Source organism: Carnobacterium maltaromaticum DSM 20342, assembly GCF_000744945.1.
Taxonomy (GTDB): Bacteria; Bacillota; Bacilli; order Lactobacillales; family Carnobacteriaceae; genus Carnobacterium; species Carnobacterium maltaromaticum.
Genome location: NZ_JQMX01000001.1, coordinates 1,393,741 through 1,409,627, shown reverse-complemented (window position 1 = coordinate 1,409,627; position 15,887 = coordinate 1,393,741). Strand labels below are relative to the sequence as shown.

The following is a 15,887-nucleotide window of genomic DNA, read 5'->3' as shown; positions in this document are numbered from 1 at the left end:
CTTTAAACCATGTCAAAAAATGATACTGTTTAGGAGGAATTGATGAATAAGGTAGAACGAATTAATACTATGATGCGTTATATCAACAATCGTGCTCATTTTACTATTTCCGAAATTATGTCAGAATTTAATATTTCTCGATCAACGGCGATTAGAGATATTAATGAAATAGAGACTATTGGTATTCCTTTGGTATCAGAAGTTGGAAGAAGTGGTGGCTATTTTGTCATGAACAATTCTTTTTTACCCGCAATTCGTTTCACTAACAATGAGGTGAAGGCTCTTTTTATTGCATTTATGGCAACGAGAAACCAGCAGCTTCCTTATTTAAGTAGCCGCCAGTCATTAGCTGAAAAGTTAATCGGTCTAATTCCAGAAAATCAGCAAGATGATTTAGTCAATTTAAACCAAATGCTATTGTTCGAAGGAACCAATCCTTACAATCCTGATTTACTTGATTTATCCGATTTACCTCATCCAATCTTAGAAAAATTAATTCAAACTTTTCTAATTGATCGTTATTTAATTTTAACTATTAATGAAGAAAAAAAACTGATACAAATAAAATTTTACTTGGTACATCTCTACAAAGAAAAAAATAGTTGGCATTTAGAGGGACTTGATTTGACTAGTAAAAATAAACGGAAATTCCAAGTAGACAGCTTAGAAGATGTAGAAATTTATCCTACGAAAAGCAGGTTGAGCGCTAAGAAAATTCAGGAACATATGACAAAAATTGAAAATGCGCCAAATATTATTATTGAAATGGGGCTTGAGGCTATTTTACAATTTAAAAAATACAGCCCATATCGATTGTCGTTATTTTATATCAATCCTTTTCAAACAAAAGCGCTATTAAAAATAGTTGTAGATGTAACTAAACAAGCAGAATTAGTAGAAATGGCCAATTGGTTATTATTTCTTGGAGAAGATATGCACATAAAAAAGTTACCCAAAGAAATAGAAGACTATATTCAAACAAAAAAGTTAGTTAATCGGTAGTTAATAAAGTTGAAATTACACTGGATAAGGCTAGTTTTTATCAAGGCCAGTTCTTATGAGCCAACTCTTCGAGAAAAAGATAAAAATTCGAGAGGACAAAAAGCGTCCTATCAATTTTTCCTATTTTCTTGCCAGAGCTAACCGGCTCAACAAACTTTTTATTAAGGCCAGTTCTTATGAGCCAACTCTTCGGAAAAAAGATGAAATTTCGAGGTGACAAAAAGCGTCACATCAAATTTCCCTATTTTTCTGCCAGAGCTAATCAGCTCAATAAACTTTTTATTAAGGCCAGTTCTTATGAGCCAACTCTTCGGAAAAAAGATGAAATTTCGAGGTGACAAAAAGCGTCACATCAAATTTCCCTATTTTTCTGCCAGAGCTAATCGGCTCAATAAACTTTTTATTAAGGCCAGTTCTTATGAGCCAACTCTTCGGAAAAAAGATGAAAATTCGAGGTGACAAAAAGCGTCACATCAAATTTCCCTATTTTTCTGCCAGAGCTAATCGGCTCAATAAACTTTTTATTAAGGAGTAGATAGGTATGGAAGAAGTATTAGACAAAGGGCCTTTTTTTCATGGAACAAAGGCAAATCTAGCGATAGGAGAGTTTTTAGAGCCTAAGCACGAATCAAATTTTGAAGAAAAGAGAATTTCAAATTATATTTACTTTACTGGGACATTAGATGCTGCCAAATGGGGAGCAGAATTGGCTGTAGGAGCTGACTTAAAAGAACGGATTTATCTAGTTGAACCACTAGGTGAGTTTGAAAATGATCCAAACCTGACGGATAAAAAATTCCCGGGAAACCCAACCCGATCTTATAGAACGATGGGGCTTTTGAAAATAGTTGGGGAGCTTGCTTCTTGGGAAAGACACTCTGAAGAAAGTATAAATACGATGCTGACTAATTTAGAATCTTTACGGAATTCTGGTTTGGCTGAAATAGACGACTAGACAAAACTTGCTAGATAGTAGCTGATTTTAGAATGTGAATAAAATAAATAACCCCTTCGGATAAAATGACGAAGGGGTTATGCTTAATGGTCTCGATTTAGTAACTGTCTTGTTAAGGTGCATAGAATTTCTTTTTCTGGTTGATTTGGTAATTTTTCTAGGGATTTTAAAGCTTTATTCGTATAGCGTTCTGCTAAGTCTTTTGCTAGTTCAACACCTTTATAGCGTCTAATTAAATCTAGAATAGCAGCAATGTCAACTTGATCCATAGATGCACCTTTATTTAAATAAGGTTCAAATTCTTTTTTATGGTCTTTCATAGCCAAAATTAAAGGCAGTGAGTAGACTCCTTGTTTGACATCTTCAAGAACTGGTTTTTTTAGCGTTTCACTATTTTCAGTATAATCTAAAATATCATCTAAAATCTGAAAAGCAATGCCAATATTATGGCCAATATGATAGCTAAGTGTTGTCACAGCAAGGTCTGCTTTGCCAACTTTAGCTCCTTCAAAACAACTTAAAGAAAAAAGTTGCGCCGTTTTACCTGTAATACGACGTAAGTATTGGCGAAGAGTCACTTCAGTATTGTAACGTAAATGCATTTGATCAAGCTCACCAATTAATATCCGCTTCATGGTAAAGGCATTTAGTTTAAGTGTTGAAAAAGAATCGATTGAGTCAGCAATTAAACCAAAATAAACGGCAAACAGAAAATCACCAGTATAGACAGCAATATCTTTCCCATATTGGGATTGGACAGTTTGACTGCCACGACGTGTAGGTGAATCATCGATAACGTCATCGTGAACAAGAGTAGCCATATGCAAAATCTCTAGTGAGGCTGCAGTATATACAATTTTTTTATGGTTTTTTTTATCAAGGGAACCAAATCGTGAAAAGAGAATAAAGTATGCAGGGCGTAATAATTTTCCACCAGAATGCAATAAATCATTGATGGTTTGTTGAATATCTTTATTTCGAATGCGGACTTTTTTCTCAATTACATCGTAGGTCTCTGCTAAATCATGTTTGATTTCAGGGAACGGTTCCCACATTGGATGAATCGGCATAGTTGAGGTCCTTTCAATAGGAGTTAATCCTGAGCTTATTTGAGTACAGAACTAGCTAGACTTTTTATCGACTCTATTTATTAAATAGGAATGATTATTTATAATTTGGCTAGTAACAGTCTTAAATTTATCGTATTCCAGACCAAGTGTCAATGATTGTTGTTTAAAAAGTTGGAAAATTCATAATTTCAAAAAAACGTAAATGATTTTCCTTGACTTTAGCTAGGCTTCACTGCATATTTAAGAGGCTGATAAATCTAGTTTATTATAGAAAAAGGAAGGTTTTTATGAAATTTAAAACATTTTTAGAACTTGTTGAAATGCAGGCCAAAACTGCGAGTATTTTACCTTATTTTATGGGGATTCTCTTTGCTTGGTACCATTATGAAGAGCTACATTTAATCAATTTAGTCTTATTTTTTATTGCGATGTTTTTATTTAATATGGCAGTTGATGCGATTGATAATTATATGGATTATAAAAAAGCTTCAAAAGAACATAATTATCGAGAAGAAGTCAATGTTATCGGGAGAGAAAAAATCCCAATGCCATTAGTAGCGACGCTAATTATTTTGATGGTTGTTGTTTCAGCTGGATTGGGTTTATACTTGGTTAAACAAACAGGGCTACCTTTATTGTATATGGGCCTGTATTGTTATTTTGTTGGAATATTTTATTCATCTGGTCCAAAGCCAATTTCTAGTATGCCACTTGGAGAACTGTTTTCTGGTTTTACAATGGGTTTTATGATTTACATTATTAGTATCTATGTCAATGCCTACAACGTTATGACTTTTGACTTAAGAACGTTCCTTATTATCTTATTTGCCTCAATTCCAAATATGTTTGCGATTGCGAATTTAATGTTAGCGAATAATATTAGTGATTTGGAAGAAGATAGAACAAATAAGCGTTATACACTACCGCATTACATTGGTAAGAAAAATGCCTTATCTTTATTTAAATGGTTGTATATTTTAGCATTTGCAGCTTTGATCACTGCGGTCTGGCTAGGTATTTATCCAAAAATGATGTTATTCACTCTAGTAGCGATTCCATTAGTACGCAAAAATACCAAAAGATTTTTAGCTAAGCAAGTTAAGTCAGAAACATTTGTGTATGCCGTTCAAAATTTAGCTGCAATTACTTCGTTACAAGTGCTAACATTTGCACTAGGAATTTGGTTAAATTTTTAAAAGAAGTTGGAATTTATAAACAAAAATATTTATTGATAAATACTGTGAATACTGAGATAATATAACTATGGTTAAATAAATTAAAGAACAAGAGGGAGCCACAACAATATGAACGTATTAAGAGGTCAAATTCAAGTTGAAAAATATAATTTTGAACTTGCTACAGGATCATCAGCAGCAGAAACTAAAGTTGAAGTATTAATTAATGAAGTTGTACCTACAGAAGAAGCAGATAAAGGCATTTTGGAAGAAGGAAAAATGTTTCGTATGGAAGTCCCTTTTGCATTGCAATTGGAACGTTTTAAGATTGATGGACAAATCAGCCAAATTATCCAAATACCAGAATTTTTTGGTGTACCAAGTGAGATAGCTGTTGAAGATATGCGTGAATTATCACGACCTTTAATTAAATATATTGAACGTTTAACGTATGAAGTAACTGAAATAGCTTTTGATGAACCAGGCTTCGCTTTAAACTTTGAATAAAATATTTTTTCCTCACTTATTCTTTTGAGTAAGTGAGGAATTTTTTTATTTCTAAGAATAAAAAATAGTGCTTATTATAGATAGCCTAAGTCTACAAAGCTTGTGAAATCACTATTTTATTTTGTTCTAACGTTGTTTAAGATAACAGTGACCTCTTGTTTTTCGGTAAGTTCGTGAATAATAATCTAAGTGAAATGTTGTTAAATTAGTATTTATGTACAAATATTCACAAACTATCTAGTTGACTTTGCTTACTATAACGCTGTATACTAACTACGGTTTACTAAACAAACATCGTAAAAAGTATGATGAAAAAGAGAGAGAGTGTATTTAATGGATAAAATGAAAATTGTCATTCTAGGTGCTGGATATGGTGGCTTACGTGCACTGAAAGGATTGCAGAAAAAACATCTTAATGCTGAAATTACCCTTGTGAATAAAAATGAGTATCATTATGAAGCAACTTATTTACATGAAGTTGCAAGTGGTGCAAATCCGCCAGAACGTATTAGTTTCGCAATTAAAGATGTTGTAGATACGAAACAAACAACTTTTATTCAAGATACTGTTATTAAAGTGAATAAGGATGACAAAACAGTTGAGTTAGACAAAACTGGACTGATTTCATATGATTATTTAATTTTTGCACTTGGATTTGAGTCAGAATCTTTTGGTATTACTGGAGTAGATGAATATGCATTGCCAATGGTTGATATCAATACGGCTGTAGCTATTAAAGAACATATGCATCGCCAATTTGCACAATATGAAGCTACCAAAGATGATGCTTTATTAAGTATCGTTGTTTGTGGAGCAGGCTTCACTAGTATTGAGTATTTAGGTGAACTTACTCAGCAAATGCCAAAATTAATCAAACAATATAATTTACCAGCAGATAAAATTCAATTAACTTGTATTGAAGCTATGCCAACATTGTTGCCAATGTTCGTTGAAAAACTATCAACTTATGGCATTCAAAAACTTAAAGATCGTGGCGTTAAATTCTTAGTTGGTACACCAATTAAAGAGGTAACGGCTGATACTGTTATTTATGAAGAAAATGAAGAGCGCAAATCAATTAAAGCGAAAACGATTGTCTGGACAACTGGTGTTAAAGGAAGTAGCGTAGTTGGCGGTTCTGGATTTGAAGAGCGCCGTGGTCGCGTAATGGTTGAAGCTGATTTAACTGCTCCTGGTTATCCAGAAGTCTTTATAATTGGTGATTGTTCAGCAGTTATGAACCCAGAAAATAATCGTCCTTATCCAACGACTGCTCAAATTGCTTTAAAACAAGCAGATGCAGCAGTGGCAAATTTAGTTGCTAAGGTGAATAATCAACCGATAGTTCCATTTACATTTAAATCGCAAGGTTCAGTTTGTTCAATTGGAAATAATGAAGCGATTGGTGAAGTCTTAGGGGCTAACTTAAAAGGCTATCCAGCTTCAATGATGAAAAAAGTAATTGAGGACCGTTCATTAAGCCAAACGGGTGGATTAAAGATTATGTTTAGTAAAGGTCGTTTTGATTTATACCATTAAAATAAGTAGATTATAGCATTACTAGGCAACTCTAGAGAGATTCTGGAGTTGTTTTTTTATATTTTATAGAGTAATATGCTATACTTTTAACTAAGTAGAAAAATTTAAAAACGGGGTGCAAGATGGGGAATATTGATGTATTTAATCGAGTAGCTAGTAAGTACGATACACCTGAGAGAAGTGAAATTGCAAAAATCACAGCTAAAGAAATCCAAAAGCATATTGTGAATGGAAAAGATAAAACAGCGATTGATTATGGCTGTGGAACAGGCCTAGTTGGACTGGAATTGGTAGCTGATTTTGAGACACTTCTTTTTGCGGATGCCTCTCAAAGTATGGTAGAGGTTGTGGAAACAAAAATTGAACAGGCTACTATTAAAAATGCTAAAACCCTTCTTTTAGATATTGAAGAGGTGTCAAATAGTGATATACAAGTAGATTATATCTTTTTAGTACAAGTGCTTCTTCATGTACAAGATATTCAACCCTTACTATCAAATTTATATAAATTATTAAAGCCGAATGGTCATTTGTTGATTGTTGATTTTGATTATAACGAACAGGTTAATTCAGATAAAGTTCATAATGGCTTTAAACAGCAAGAGCTCATTCAACTAATGGGAAAAATTGGATTTGTAGAATCGAATGCTGAAATATTTTATCATGGGAAGAATATTTTTATGAATCAGGATGCCTCATTCTTTATTTTAGATGCAGCTAAGCCTGTTTTAAACGATTAGAAGTGCGCACCATGTAGTATTAAGATAATTATTTCTAAAAAAAGCTAGCAAAACTTTGCCAGTTTGTTACAATAGTAAAGGTAGGAAATAAGTTCAAGTTGCTTTTTATAGAGGCATTTTATTTTCAATGTAAGTATTTTAGTAGTTAAGCGTATGGTTTTTAGAAACTGGAGGAGATTTATTTTGGGAAAAGGATGTACATTTTATTTTGTCAGACATGGGGAAACTTATTTTAATCGTTATATGAAAATGCAAGGGTGGTCAAATACTCCGTTAACAAAAGATGGTCGTTTTACTGTGATTAGAAGCGGCAGAGGCTTATCGGATATTCGTTTTGATGCTGCTTATTGTAGTGATTTAAGTCGGACGAAAGAAACGTTAGAGATTTTATTAGAAGAAAATTTCACTTCACGTAATTTAAAAATTCAAGAAATGCCTGAATTTAGAGAAGCATTCTATGGCTCTTTTGAAGGTTCTGATGTGGACGAAAGCTGGGCAACAATTAGTAAGGAATTAGGTTATGAAACAGCAGATGAGATGCGTGAAAAAGCGACTTTAGCAGATCGAATGGATGGGACAAAAGCAGCTGATCCCTTACATGATGCAGAAGATTTTTTAACTTTTTGGTTACGTGTTGAAAAAGGCATGTTGCAACTGATTGAAAAGCATCGTGAGACGGATCAAAATATTTTGATTGTCGCTCATGGAAATACGATTCGGAATCTGTTAAATGGAATTGTACCTGAATTAGAAATGCCGACTTCTGTTGACAATGCCAGCGTTTCAGTCGTGAATTATCATGATGGCCAGTATCACCTAGAGCGCTTTAATGATACAGGACATTTTAGATAGAAATAAATGTAGCGTTAGGGGTAATTCCTAGCGCTTTTCTCTAGTTATAAGAATTGATTTAGGCTAGTTTTTATGAGCCAGTCCTTCGGAAAAAAGATGAAATTTTGAGGTGGCAAAAAGCGCCACATCAAATTTCCCTATTTTTCTGCCAGGCCTAACCGGCTCAACAAACTTTTATTAAGGAGGAATATAGTTGAAACCAACAGCATTAGTTTTTTTTGATTTAGATGGAACTCTATTAAATCAACATTCCGAAGTTGAAGAGGAAGTAGTTGAGGCCTTAGAGGCAGTTAAAGCCAAGGGTGGAGTACCAATTATCGCGACCGGACGAACGAATATTGAATTTGAGCATATTGCGGATGCGACTGGAATTGATTCTAGTGTCTCAATGAACGGCCAGTTTATTACTTATGAAGGCACCGAAGTGTATCGCAATGTTTTGCCAAGCGAATCGTTAAAACGCTTAAAAGCTGCAACGGATGAACGTGAGCTAGGGCTATCATTTTATACAAATAAATGGGTGAAAACAAGTGTAGAAAATGAGACTCTCCACAGAGCATATGCTTTTATTCATGCAGATATTCCTGAAATAGATCCAAAAGCTCATTTAGTAGATGACATTTTTATGGCATTAGTTTTAAATGAAGATCCAAGTCATGATGACTATTTTAGAACCTCTTTTCCAGAATTTTCTTTTTATCGCAATACTCCCTTTAGTATGGATACGATTATTAAAGGCAATTCAAAAGCAACCGGGATTCGGCAATTGCAAAAAGCAATGGGGTTAGAATCTGTGCCAACCTATGCTTTTGGTGACGGACCTAATGATTTAGAAATGTTTCAAGTGGCAGATTATTCAGTAGCGATGGGAAATGGAATTGCTGCTTTAAAAGAGCGAGCTAGTTTTATTTCGGCAAGCAATATTGATGGTGGAATTGTTAAAGGTTTGGACTATTTCAATTTAATCTAGACAAAACTAGCAGAGAAAAAATATCTCTGCTTTTTTTTTATGATGATTCGTGTTAGAATAGGAACAGAGAGTATTTTAGGAAGACACAAGGTCATTCCTATCCGTTCAAACTAAACCCAGCTTTTTTACGGGGGCGTTACGGATTCGACAGGTGTAGGTCGAGCTTGGATTGCGTTTCGTAGGTTACGTCTACGCAAAAACGTTACCAGTTAAATATAACTGCTAAAAACAATAATAACTCTTACGCTCTAGCTGCCTAAAAACAGTTGACGTAGATCCTCCCGGCATCGCCCATGTGCTCGGGTAAGGGTCCTATAATAAGTGGGATACGCTAAATTTTTCCGTCTGTAAAGTTTAGAAGAGATTATCAGACTAGCGATGCATGATGCCTGTTAGGCGGCTAATGTTCAGCGAAACCTTAATAGCATGACTATGAACGTAGATGTCTAAGTGCCGATATGCTTGGACAGGGGTTCGACTCCCCTCGTCTCCATATTGTGGTTATTTTAGATGATAACCTAAAAATGAAACCTATTTAAAACGTTGATTTAACAACGATTTAAATAGGTTTTTTTGTTTTAGGGAAATTAAAATAATAGTTAGTTTTAATTATTTCAGTACACTAATTGTACACTGAAATTAAATTTAAGAATTTTCATAAAAATTCTATTTTTGTTATTAGTGAATTGACAGAATCTGATTCACTTTTTTCTAATCTGCTTAAAATACCTTCATAAATAGTTAAACTTGTAATAATTTACTATGACCTAATCATTTTGACGCATATTTACTGGCATTATTTTCTTAACTATTTTTATGACTAGTCGTAAACTTTTATAAGCCGATTTAAAGTAAATAGATCAAATTTAATTAAGATAGTAGGAGTTATATAGGTATAAGCAGTACTAATATCCATATCTAATATTGGAGATAGAAGTCAACTCTTTAAGTTTTTTTGATTGATAGTCAGATAAAGTAACGCCATCATTTCTGATTGCTTTAGAAATATCTAAGTTCATTCGACTTAAAATCAGAGGAACAGAAGCGCCCTTTTGTTTTAACTCTTCAAGATAATTTTCTAACACTTTTTTTAGCGATTCATTGTCTAAGTCTGTTTTTAAATCATCTAATAAATCAGTGATAATGTTTTCTGCCTGATTTGATCGTTCTTTTCCTCCAGAAAACCATTTTAACTTACCCATAAAATATCACTCCTTAATTATATATAATTATGATTTTAGTTGATAGTATAAGTTTCTTTACATCATGTTGAAACTAACCTATTTTTGTTAGTATAACATAATTCCTAAGACTATAAAAAAATATTTTTATATATTTATTTTTGTTTTAAATGTAACTTACAAATATAAAAAGTGCAAAATGTTTTAGGAAAATGTATGAAATATTGACTTAATCAAGTAGAACACTAAACCAATAATTTCAGTAAACGTAGAAATTCCTTTGAAGCACTTGAAAATATTTGGCCCTTTTTCCAAACAATATTAATATTTGCCGTTAACGGGGGAGAAAAGGGAACAAAGGTTAGGTTTGTATTCGCCGTATTCACAATACCATCAATACAAAGTACACTTGCAACTCCCTCTTTTACCAACAATGAAGCATTATAAAGTAGGTTATATGTGCCAATAACATTCAGATGCTCTATATTTCCTCCAAACCATTCAGAAAGCTGGTTATCAACAAAAGATTGATTTGAAATAAGCAAAGGAGTTTGTTGAATATCTTTTGGTGTGACTGTTTTTTTATAAGCTATAGGATGTGATTTATTGACTAAAATTCCCCACGAATCAACTAAAGGTAATCGGATATATTCGTATTTTTGTTTTTCTACGGGGTCGATAACGAGTCCAAAATCTAAAAGCCCTTTATCAATTTTTTCCAATACATCATCAGCATTTCCACTGTAAAGGTGGATATTAATTTCTGGGTAATCGTTCCTAAGTCCATGTAAAATACGACTAAGAAAATCAAATGCTTGTGATTCCCCACCGCCAATCGTTAATTCTCCACTAATCACTTCATTTTTAATAAGGTTCGTTGTTGTTGACTCAACCAAAGATAAAATTTCTTTTCCTCTATTCATTAAATAGATGCCATCCTCCGTTAATGTGATAAATCGATTTCCGCGAATAAATAGTGTGACACCTAACTCTTCTTCTAATTCTTTTAATTGTTTTGAAAGAGTTGGCTGAGATAAATGTAAGACTTCAGCCGCTTTACTAATTGTTTTCTCTCTTGCAACAGTTAAAAAGTAAGTTAACACGCGTAGTTCCATTTAATACTCCTTCCTATAGCTAAAAAGAATAGTTAACCATGTTTTATTGGTATTAGTTAAGTATAACTGATTCAAGTATAATTTAGATAGTAGAAATTTAATAAATATGTAAGGAGGGGAAAAGAAATGTCAAACATAAGTTTATTACAGAAGATTATAGGAAAAGAAATAGTAAAAGATTCACCCTTATTTGAAGAAATCCATTCAGTGAAGAAAAATAATGAGCAATTGCTAATGATGTTAAATGCAGACTATTATCCTAATGAGGAAGTTTTAAAACATCTAGAGAAAATTACAAGTCAAAAAATTGACTCATCGGTAAAAATTTCACAACCTTTCTATAGTGATTTCGGTAAACATATCAGATTTGGAAAAGATATTTTTATCAATCAAAATGTAACATTTGTCGATTTAGGTGGCATTACGATTGAAGATCAAGTATTGATAGGTCCAGGTTCTAGATTAATTACAGTGAATCACCTGATTTCTCCTAAAAAAAGACGCGGAATTAAAGTAGAGCCAATTTATATTAAGAAGAACGCATGGCTTGGGGCAAATGTGACTGTTTTACCTGGGGTTACAATTGGAAAAAATTCGATTGTTGCTGCAGATTCAACCGTAACGAAGGATGTTCCGGATAATGTTATTGTGGTGGGAAGTCCAGCCAAAGTAGTTCGAGAGATTGAAGAAGAGTAAGGAATATAAAAAAACGGAGAGCTAACTGTTATGAATATAATAATCGGCAAGCAACTCTTTCAAATTGAATTGGTATCTAATCAAGCAACAAAAGAATTAATTGCTAGACTTCCAATAAATCTAAAAATGAATGATTTACATGGCAATGAAAAATATGCTTATTTTTCAGAAATATTGCCAACACAGGAAGAAAAAGTAGATGAAATTAAAAAAGGAGATATTATGCTTTATGGTTCAGATTGCCTTGTCCTCTTTTATAAAACATTCTCTACCAATTACTCATATACTAAAATAGGCAAAGTTAAGGAAGTTGATCAACTCGATTTCATTTCAGAAATAGAAACAATCAACGTCATATTAGTAAAATAAAAGTAACAAAGGAGCGAAAATAATGTCAATTAAAGATAAAGTAATAATTATTACAGGAGCCTCATCAGGAATTGGAGAAGCAACAGCAATTTTATTAGCCCAAAAAGGAGCAAAATTAGTATTAGCAGCACGTAGAGAAGAAAAACTACAAACAATTGTTGAAAAAATTAAAGAAAATTCAGGTGAAGCAGTTTATTTTGTAACAGATGTAACGAAACGGATTGATAATCAAAAATTGGTAGATTTTACTATTAAGACTTATGGAAAAGTAGATGTTATCTTTTTAAATGCGGGTATCATGCCTAATTCCCCATTGTCTGCACTTAAAGAAGATGAGTGGGATCAAATGATTGATATCAATATTAAAGGGGTACTAAATGGTCTGGCAGCAGTCTTACCTTACTTTGTTGAGCAAAAGTCGGGACATGTACTGACTACATCATCGGTAGCAGGACTTAAAGCTTATCCAGGCGGTGCTGTTTATGGGGCAACGAAATGGGCGATTCGTGATTTGATGGAAGTCTTACGAATGGAATCGGCGCAAGAAGGAACTAATATTCGCACAGCAACAATTTATCCAGCTGCAATTAATACAGAGCTACTTGATAAAATTACAGACTCAAAAACGGCTGAGGGAATGACTAGTTTATACGATAAATATGGTATTGCACCAGAACGAGTTGCAAGCATTGTTGCTTATGCAATTGATCAACCAGAAGATGTGAATATCAATGAGTTTACTGTAGGTCCAACTAGTCAACCCTGGTAATTTATTGCTTATTTAAATGAAATACCAAAACCGAATCAAGGCTAAGATTCGGTTTTTATTTCATGGAGAAAGTGAAATTGGTACCAATCTTAATTATGGTATTCTAGCAAAAAACTGGTTTGATGTATAGTTGCTCTAATTGTTTGTATCAAATCAATTAGAAAATTAAAGAGTATTGGATTAAGCTTTAACCCTTGCATTAAAGTGCACTTTAAGTTGTATAATATATAACAGAACAAGTACGAGACTGAGAGGATGATAAAAATGGAGTATACAAAATTAGGAAATACTGGTCTAGATGTTTCAAGGATTTGCTTAGGTACAATGAGCTTTGGAGACCCTAAAAATTGGATTCATAAATGGGTCCTTGAAGAAGAAGATAGTAGACCGCTAATTAAAAGAGCACTAGAACTTGGTATCAACTTTTTTGATACTGCAAATGTATATTCTTTAGGTAGAAGTGAAGAAATTTTAGGTCAAGCATTGAAAGACTATGCAAATCGGGATGAAATTGTACTAGCAACAAAAGTTCATCAAAAAATGTTTGATGGTCCAAATGGACAAGGATTATCAAGAAAAGCTATTATGTCTCAAATAGATCAAAGTTTGAACCGTTTGCAAACTGACTATGTAGATTTATATATCATTCATCGCTGGGATCCATTTACACCAATTGAAGAAACAATGGAAGCATTAAATGATGTTGTTAAAGCTGGAAAAGCAAGATATATAGGGGCTTCTGCGATGTATGCTTATCAATTTCAAAAAGCAAATAATATAGCAGAAAAAAATGGATGGACAAAATTTGTCTCAATGCAAAATCATTTAAATTTGATTTATCGTGAAGAAGAACGTGAAATGATACCTTATTGTCTTTCAGAAAAAATTGCACTCACACCATATAGTCCAATGGCATCAGGTCGATTAATTCGAAGCGCTACAGAAGTAACCAAACGAAGCACTACAGATAATGCACAAAAAGCTAAATATGATGAAACGGCTGACAAAGATCAGATGATTATAGATCGAGTGGCTGAGTTAGCAGCTAAATATGAGACGAATAAAGTTAATATTGCCTTAGGATGGTTACTTCAAAAAAATCCTGTAGTGGCACCTGTCATTGGTGCAACTAAAATGAACCATATTGAAACAGCTGTAGGAGCTGTGGATTTCAAATTAAGCCAAGCAGACATTCTTTATTTGGAGGAACCTTATATTCCTCATAAAGTAATAGGGCATGCTTAAAAAAGAACTTCCCATTCATTAATGAATGGGAAGTTCTTTTTTATTTTTCTAAAATAAAAACATCTCCAGCAGCAACTATCTGGATTCTTTCAGGATTGTCTACTCTATGAAGTAGGTCAGCTGGATTTCCATTAAAAACATTCATTTGAGGAGCATCAACTGTGCCCCAATGAGATAAAATCAAATCAGCATTTGGATAGGTATTAGCAAGTTTAATCGCGTTATCTAAGCCAATATGCCATTCATTATCAGAAAAATCAAAGAGAATAGCATTAGGTTCAGGCATTTCTAAATGGGATGGCAACAATTTGGAATCTCCAGGAATCCATAAGGTTCCATCGGGTGTTTCAATCCAAAATCCGCAAAAGTCTTCTAATTTAAAGATACGATCATATTTTTTACTTTCATTTTGCCATAAATGATCAGCAGGTGTTAAAGTTATTTTTAAGGGACCATCATCAAAAGAAGCATGTATATCATGACCAATTGCCTCATGATTTATTTTTTCTTTGACCAAGCCCGCTACATATTTTGGTGCGTGGAGAGCCGTTGTCAAAGGCAGTAATTTTTCTAAAGTTGGTATACTAAAATGATCATTGTCTGAATGGGTGATAAGAATACTATCTAAATGTGGCACTTGATCTGTTTTTATTGGCATATCAATCAATAAAGGTAAATCGAAGCCCTCTAAAACTGGATCGACCATCATGCAATAGCCTCTACTATTTAAAAATATACCTGAATTTCCCAGCCATCTGATTTCAGTATGATTACTTTTTTGAAAAGCTTCTGGGCCAAAAGGAATTGTTTTTGGTGGTGTTGCTTGTGGTAGTTTGTTCATCATTTTCTCCCTCCAAAATAATTATTTTTCATAAATCTCTTTAGCGATAGTAAAAGCTGACCAAGCTTTTGGCCATCCAGTATAAAAGGCAAGATGAGTAATGATTTCGGATATCTCTTCTTTAGTCACACCATTTTCTTTTGCTTTTCCCATATGAAAGACTAACTGCTCAAAGTTACCACCAGAAATTAAGGCAGTAATCGTAACAATTGAGCGATCACGAGGGTTAAGCTTATCTTCTCTTGACCAAACTTGTCCAAATAAAACATCATCATTTAGTTCAGCGAATTTTGGTGCAAATTCACCGAGTTGGTCACGTCCTGCTGTAATTTTTTCCATATTGAAAACCTCCTCATAATACATCTACTTAAAGTATACACTATAAAGTGCACTTTAAATCAAGAGGAAATATTGGTAAGATAGATGGAACAAGTACTTAAAATACAGAATAGGGATGAGTTGCTATGAATATTTCAGAAGTTGCAGCAAAATATAATATGACACCAGCTACGATTAGGTACTATGAAAGTCAAGGATTAATGCCAGCAATTACCCGTAACAAGTCAGGAACAAGAGATTTTCAAGAAGAGGATTTAAAGTGGGTTGAATTTATTAAATGCATGAGAGATTCAGGTTTATCCATTCATTCTCTTTCAAAATATTCAGAGTTGTATCAAATTGGTGAAGAAACTTTAATTGAAAGAAAAGAAATTTTGATGGATGAATATCAGAAACTTTTAAAGAAACAGGCCACAATTAATGGAACTGTTGCTAAATTAGAAAAGAAAATCGAGAATTACAATTATAAAATCAAGCAGTCTAGTGAAAATCTATATACAGAATAAAAACTTAACTAGTTTA

18 protein-coding genes and 1 other RNA gene are annotated in these 15,887 nt (G+C 33.3%); 14 read left to right on the top strand and 5 right to left on the bottom strand.

All coding sequences use genetic code 11. The annotated features are described in order from the left end of the window. Window positions 1-42: 42 nt before the first annotated feature. Both BR77_RS06840 and arr read left to right on the top strand, forming a co-directional pair. On the top strand, window positions 43-1,002 hold the full coding sequence (locus BR77_RS06840) for a helix-turn-helix transcriptional regulator (protein WP_035064385.1): 960 nt from the start codon (window positions 43-45) through the stop codon (window positions 1,000-1,002). A 541-nt stretch (window positions 1,003-1,543) separates the two neighbouring features. Further along, window positions 1,544-1,957: an NAD(+)--rifampin ADP-ribosyltransferase gene (arr, locus tag BR77_RS06835; protein ID WP_015075775.1), complete on the top strand. Its 414-nt coding sequence runs from the start codon at window positions 1,544-1,546 to the stop codon at window positions 1,955-1,957. 83 nt (window positions 1,958-2,040) lie between these two features. Here arr and BR77_RS06830 read toward each other — a convergent pair whose 3' ends face one another. After that, entirely contained in the window at window positions 2,041-3,027 is a 987-nt protein-coding gene (locus tag BR77_RS06830; protein WP_015075776.1) for a polyprenyl synthetase family protein, read from the bottom strand. Window positions 3,028-3,314: 287 nt separating this feature from the next. On the opposite strand from BR77_RS06830, the gene BR77_RS06825 reads away from it, so the two are divergent. From BR77_RS06825 to ssrA, 7 genes are all read left to right on the top strand, one after another. Then, window positions 3,315-4,223 (top strand): prenyltransferase, encoded by a 909-nt coding sequence (locus BR77_RS06825; RefSeq protein WP_015075777.1) that lies wholly within the window; start codon window positions 3,315-3,317, stop codon window positions 4,221-4,223. A 108-nt stretch (window positions 4,224-4,331) separates the two neighbouring features. Beyond that, a complete protein-coding gene (locus BR77_RS06820) occupies window positions 4,332-4,709 on the top strand; it encodes a DUF1149 family protein (RefSeq protein WP_010050946.1) in 378 nt (125 codons plus the stop codon). Between the two features lie 333 nt (window positions 4,710-5,042). Then, window positions 5,043-6,248: an NAD(P)/FAD-dependent oxidoreductase gene (locus tag BR77_RS06815; protein WP_035064382.1), complete on the top strand. Its 1,206-nt coding sequence runs from the start codon at window positions 5,043-5,045 to the stop codon at window positions 6,246-6,248. Window positions 6,249-6,370: 122 nt separating this feature from the next. Then, entirely contained in the window at window positions 6,371-6,988 is a 618-nt protein-coding gene (locus tag BR77_RS06810) for a class I SAM-dependent methyltransferase (protein WP_015075779.1), read from the top strand. Between the two features lie 183 nt (window positions 6,989-7,171). Continuing rightward, window positions 7,172-7,840, top strand: a complete 669-nt coding sequence (locus tag BR77_RS06805) for a histidine phosphatase family protein (protein WP_010050950.1) — start codon at window positions 7,172-7,174, stop codon at window positions 7,838-7,840. A gap of 193 nt (window positions 7,841-8,033) precedes the next feature. Continuing rightward, complete coding sequence (locus BR77_RS06800; RefSeq protein WP_010050952.1) at window positions 8,034-8,810, top strand: Cof-type HAD-IIB family hydrolase; 777 nt, start codon at window positions 8,034-8,036, stop codon at window positions 8,808-8,810. A gap of 129 nt (window positions 8,811-8,939) precedes the next feature. Next, window positions 8,940-9,306, top strand: a transfer-messenger RNA (tmRNA) gene (ssrA, locus tag BR77_RS18655). Between the two features lie 409 nt (window positions 9,307-9,715). Here the strand turns inward: ssrA and BR77_RS06795 are convergent. Together BR77_RS06795 and BR77_RS06790 are read right to left on the bottom strand one after the other, a co-directional pair. Then, entirely contained in the window at window positions 9,716-10,012 is a 297-nt protein-coding gene (locus tag BR77_RS06795; protein WP_010050956.1) for a bacteriocin immunity protein, read from the bottom strand. 224 nt (window positions 10,013-10,236) lie between these two features. Next, window positions 10,237-11,106, bottom strand: a complete 870-nt coding sequence (locus tag BR77_RS06790) for a LysR family transcriptional regulator (RefSeq protein WP_015075782.1) — start codon at window positions 11,104-11,106, stop codon at window positions 10,237-10,239. 126 nt (window positions 11,107-11,232) lie between these two features. On the opposite strand from BR77_RS06790, the gene BR77_RS06785 reads away from it, so the two are divergent. The 4 genes from BR77_RS06785 to BR77_RS06770 all read left to right on the top strand — a co-directional run bounded on the left by BR77_RS06785 (window position 11,233) and on the right by BR77_RS06770 (window position 14,185). Next, window positions 11,233-11,802, top strand: coding sequence for a DapH/DapD/GlmU-related protein (locus BR77_RS06785; RefSeq protein ID WP_015075783.1), 570 nt, complete (start codon window positions 11,233-11,235; stop codon window positions 11,800-11,802). A gap of 30 nt (window positions 11,803-11,832) precedes the next feature. Beyond that, the gene (locus BR77_RS06780) at window positions 11,833-12,171 is read left to right on the top strand and encodes a cyclophilin-like fold protein (protein WP_015075784.1); all 339 of its coding nucleotides are present in this window, start codon (window positions 11,833-11,835) and stop codon (window positions 12,169-12,171) included. Window positions 12,172-12,193: 22 nt separating this feature from the next. After that, on the top strand, window positions 12,194-12,940 hold the full coding sequence (locus tag BR77_RS06775) for an SDR family oxidoreductase (protein WP_010050964.1): 747 nt from the start codon (window positions 12,194-12,196) through the stop codon (window positions 12,938-12,940). 264 nt (window positions 12,941-13,204) lie between these two features. Beyond that, window positions 13,205-14,185, top strand: coding sequence for an aldo/keto reductase (locus tag BR77_RS06770; RefSeq protein WP_015075786.1), 981 nt, complete (start codon window positions 13,205-13,207; stop codon window positions 14,183-14,185). 40 nt (window positions 14,186-14,225) lie between these two features. Here the strand turns inward: BR77_RS06770 and BR77_RS06765 are convergent, their stop codons facing one another. After that, window positions 14,226-15,026 carry an MBL fold metallo-hydrolase gene (locus tag BR77_RS06765; RefSeq protein ID WP_080639174.1) on the bottom strand — a complete coding sequence of 267 codons (801 nt, stop codon included), beginning with the start codon at window positions 15,024-15,026 and terminating at the stop codon, window positions 14,226-14,228. Between the two features lie 21 nt (window positions 15,027-15,047). Further along, the gene (locus BR77_RS06760) at window positions 15,048-15,365 is read right to left on the bottom strand and encodes a carboxymuconolactone decarboxylase family protein (RefSeq protein ID WP_010050968.1); all 318 of its coding nucleotides are present in this window, start codon (window positions 15,363-15,365) and stop codon (window positions 15,048-15,050) included. Between the two features lie 125 nt (window positions 15,366-15,490). Here BR77_RS06760 and BR77_RS06755 point away from each other — a divergent pair, with 125 nt between their 5' ends. Then, the gene (locus BR77_RS06755; RefSeq protein WP_010050969.1) at window positions 15,491-15,871 is read left to right on the top strand and encodes a MerR family transcriptional regulator; all 381 of its coding nucleotides are present in this window, start codon (window positions 15,491-15,493) and stop codon (window positions 15,869-15,871) included. The last annotated feature ends 16 nt before the right edge of the window (window positions 15,872-15,887 follow it).

What these genes read in the sequence shown, in the direction of transcription:
- BR77_RS06840 (WP_035064385.1), top strand. Translation starts at nt 43, where the DNA reads ATGAATAAGGTAGAACGAATTAATACTATGATGCGTTATATCAACAAT.
- arr (WP_015075775.1), top strand. Translation starts at nt 1,544, where the DNA reads ATGGAAGAAGTATTAGACAAAGGGCCTTTTTTTCATGGAACAAAGGCA.
- BR77_RS06830 (WP_015075776.1), bottom strand. Translation starts at nt 3,027, where the DNA reads ATGCCGATTCATCCAATGTGGGAACCGTTCCCTGAAATCAAACATGAT.
- BR77_RS06825 (WP_015075777.1), top strand. Translation starts at nt 3,315, where the DNA reads ATGAAATTTAAAACATTTTTAGAACTTGTTGAAATGCAGGCCAAAACT.
- BR77_RS06820 (WP_010050946.1), top strand. Translation starts at nt 4,332, where the DNA reads ATGAACGTATTAAGAGGTCAAATTCAAGTTGAAAAATATAATTTTGAA.
- BR77_RS06815 (WP_035064382.1), top strand. Translation starts at nt 5,043, where the DNA reads ATGGATAAAATGAAAATTGTCATTCTAGGTGCTGGATATGGTGGCTTA.
- BR77_RS06810 (WP_015075779.1), top strand. Translation starts at nt 6,371, where the DNA reads ATGGGGAATATTGATGTATTTAATCGAGTAGCTAGTAAGTACGATACA.
- BR77_RS06795 (WP_010050956.1), bottom strand. Translation starts at nt 10,012, where the DNA reads ATGGGTAAGTTAAAATGGTTTTCTGGAGGAAAAGAACGATCAAATCAG.
- BR77_RS06790 (WP_015075782.1), bottom strand. Translation starts at nt 11,106, where the DNA reads ATGGAACTACGCGTGTTAACTTACTTTTTAACTGTTGCAAGAGAGAAA.
- BR77_RS06785 (WP_015075783.1), top strand. Translation starts at nt 11,233, where the DNA reads ATGTCAAACATAAGTTTATTACAGAAGATTATAGGAAAAGAAATAGTA.
- BR77_RS06780 (WP_015075784.1), top strand. Translation starts at nt 11,833, where the DNA reads ATGAATATAATAATCGGCAAGCAACTCTTTCAAATTGAATTGGTATCT.
- BR77_RS06775 (WP_010050964.1), top strand. Translation starts at nt 12,194, where the DNA reads ATGTCAATTAAAGATAAAGTAATAATTATTACAGGAGCCTCATCAGGA.
- BR77_RS06770 (WP_015075786.1), top strand. Translation starts at nt 13,205, where the DNA reads ATGGAGTATACAAAATTAGGAAATACTGGTCTAGATGTTTCAAGGATT.
- BR77_RS06765 (WP_080639174.1), bottom strand. Translation starts at nt 15,026, where the DNA reads ATGAACAAACTACCACAAGCAACACCACCAAAAACAATTCCTTTTGGC.
- BR77_RS06760 (WP_010050968.1), bottom strand. Translation starts at nt 15,365, where the DNA reads ATGGAAAAAATTACAGCAGGACGTGACCAACTCGGTGAATTTGCACCA.
- BR77_RS06755 (WP_010050969.1), top strand. Translation starts at nt 15,491, where the DNA reads ATGAATATTTCAGAAGTTGCAGCAAAATATAATATGACACCAGCTACG.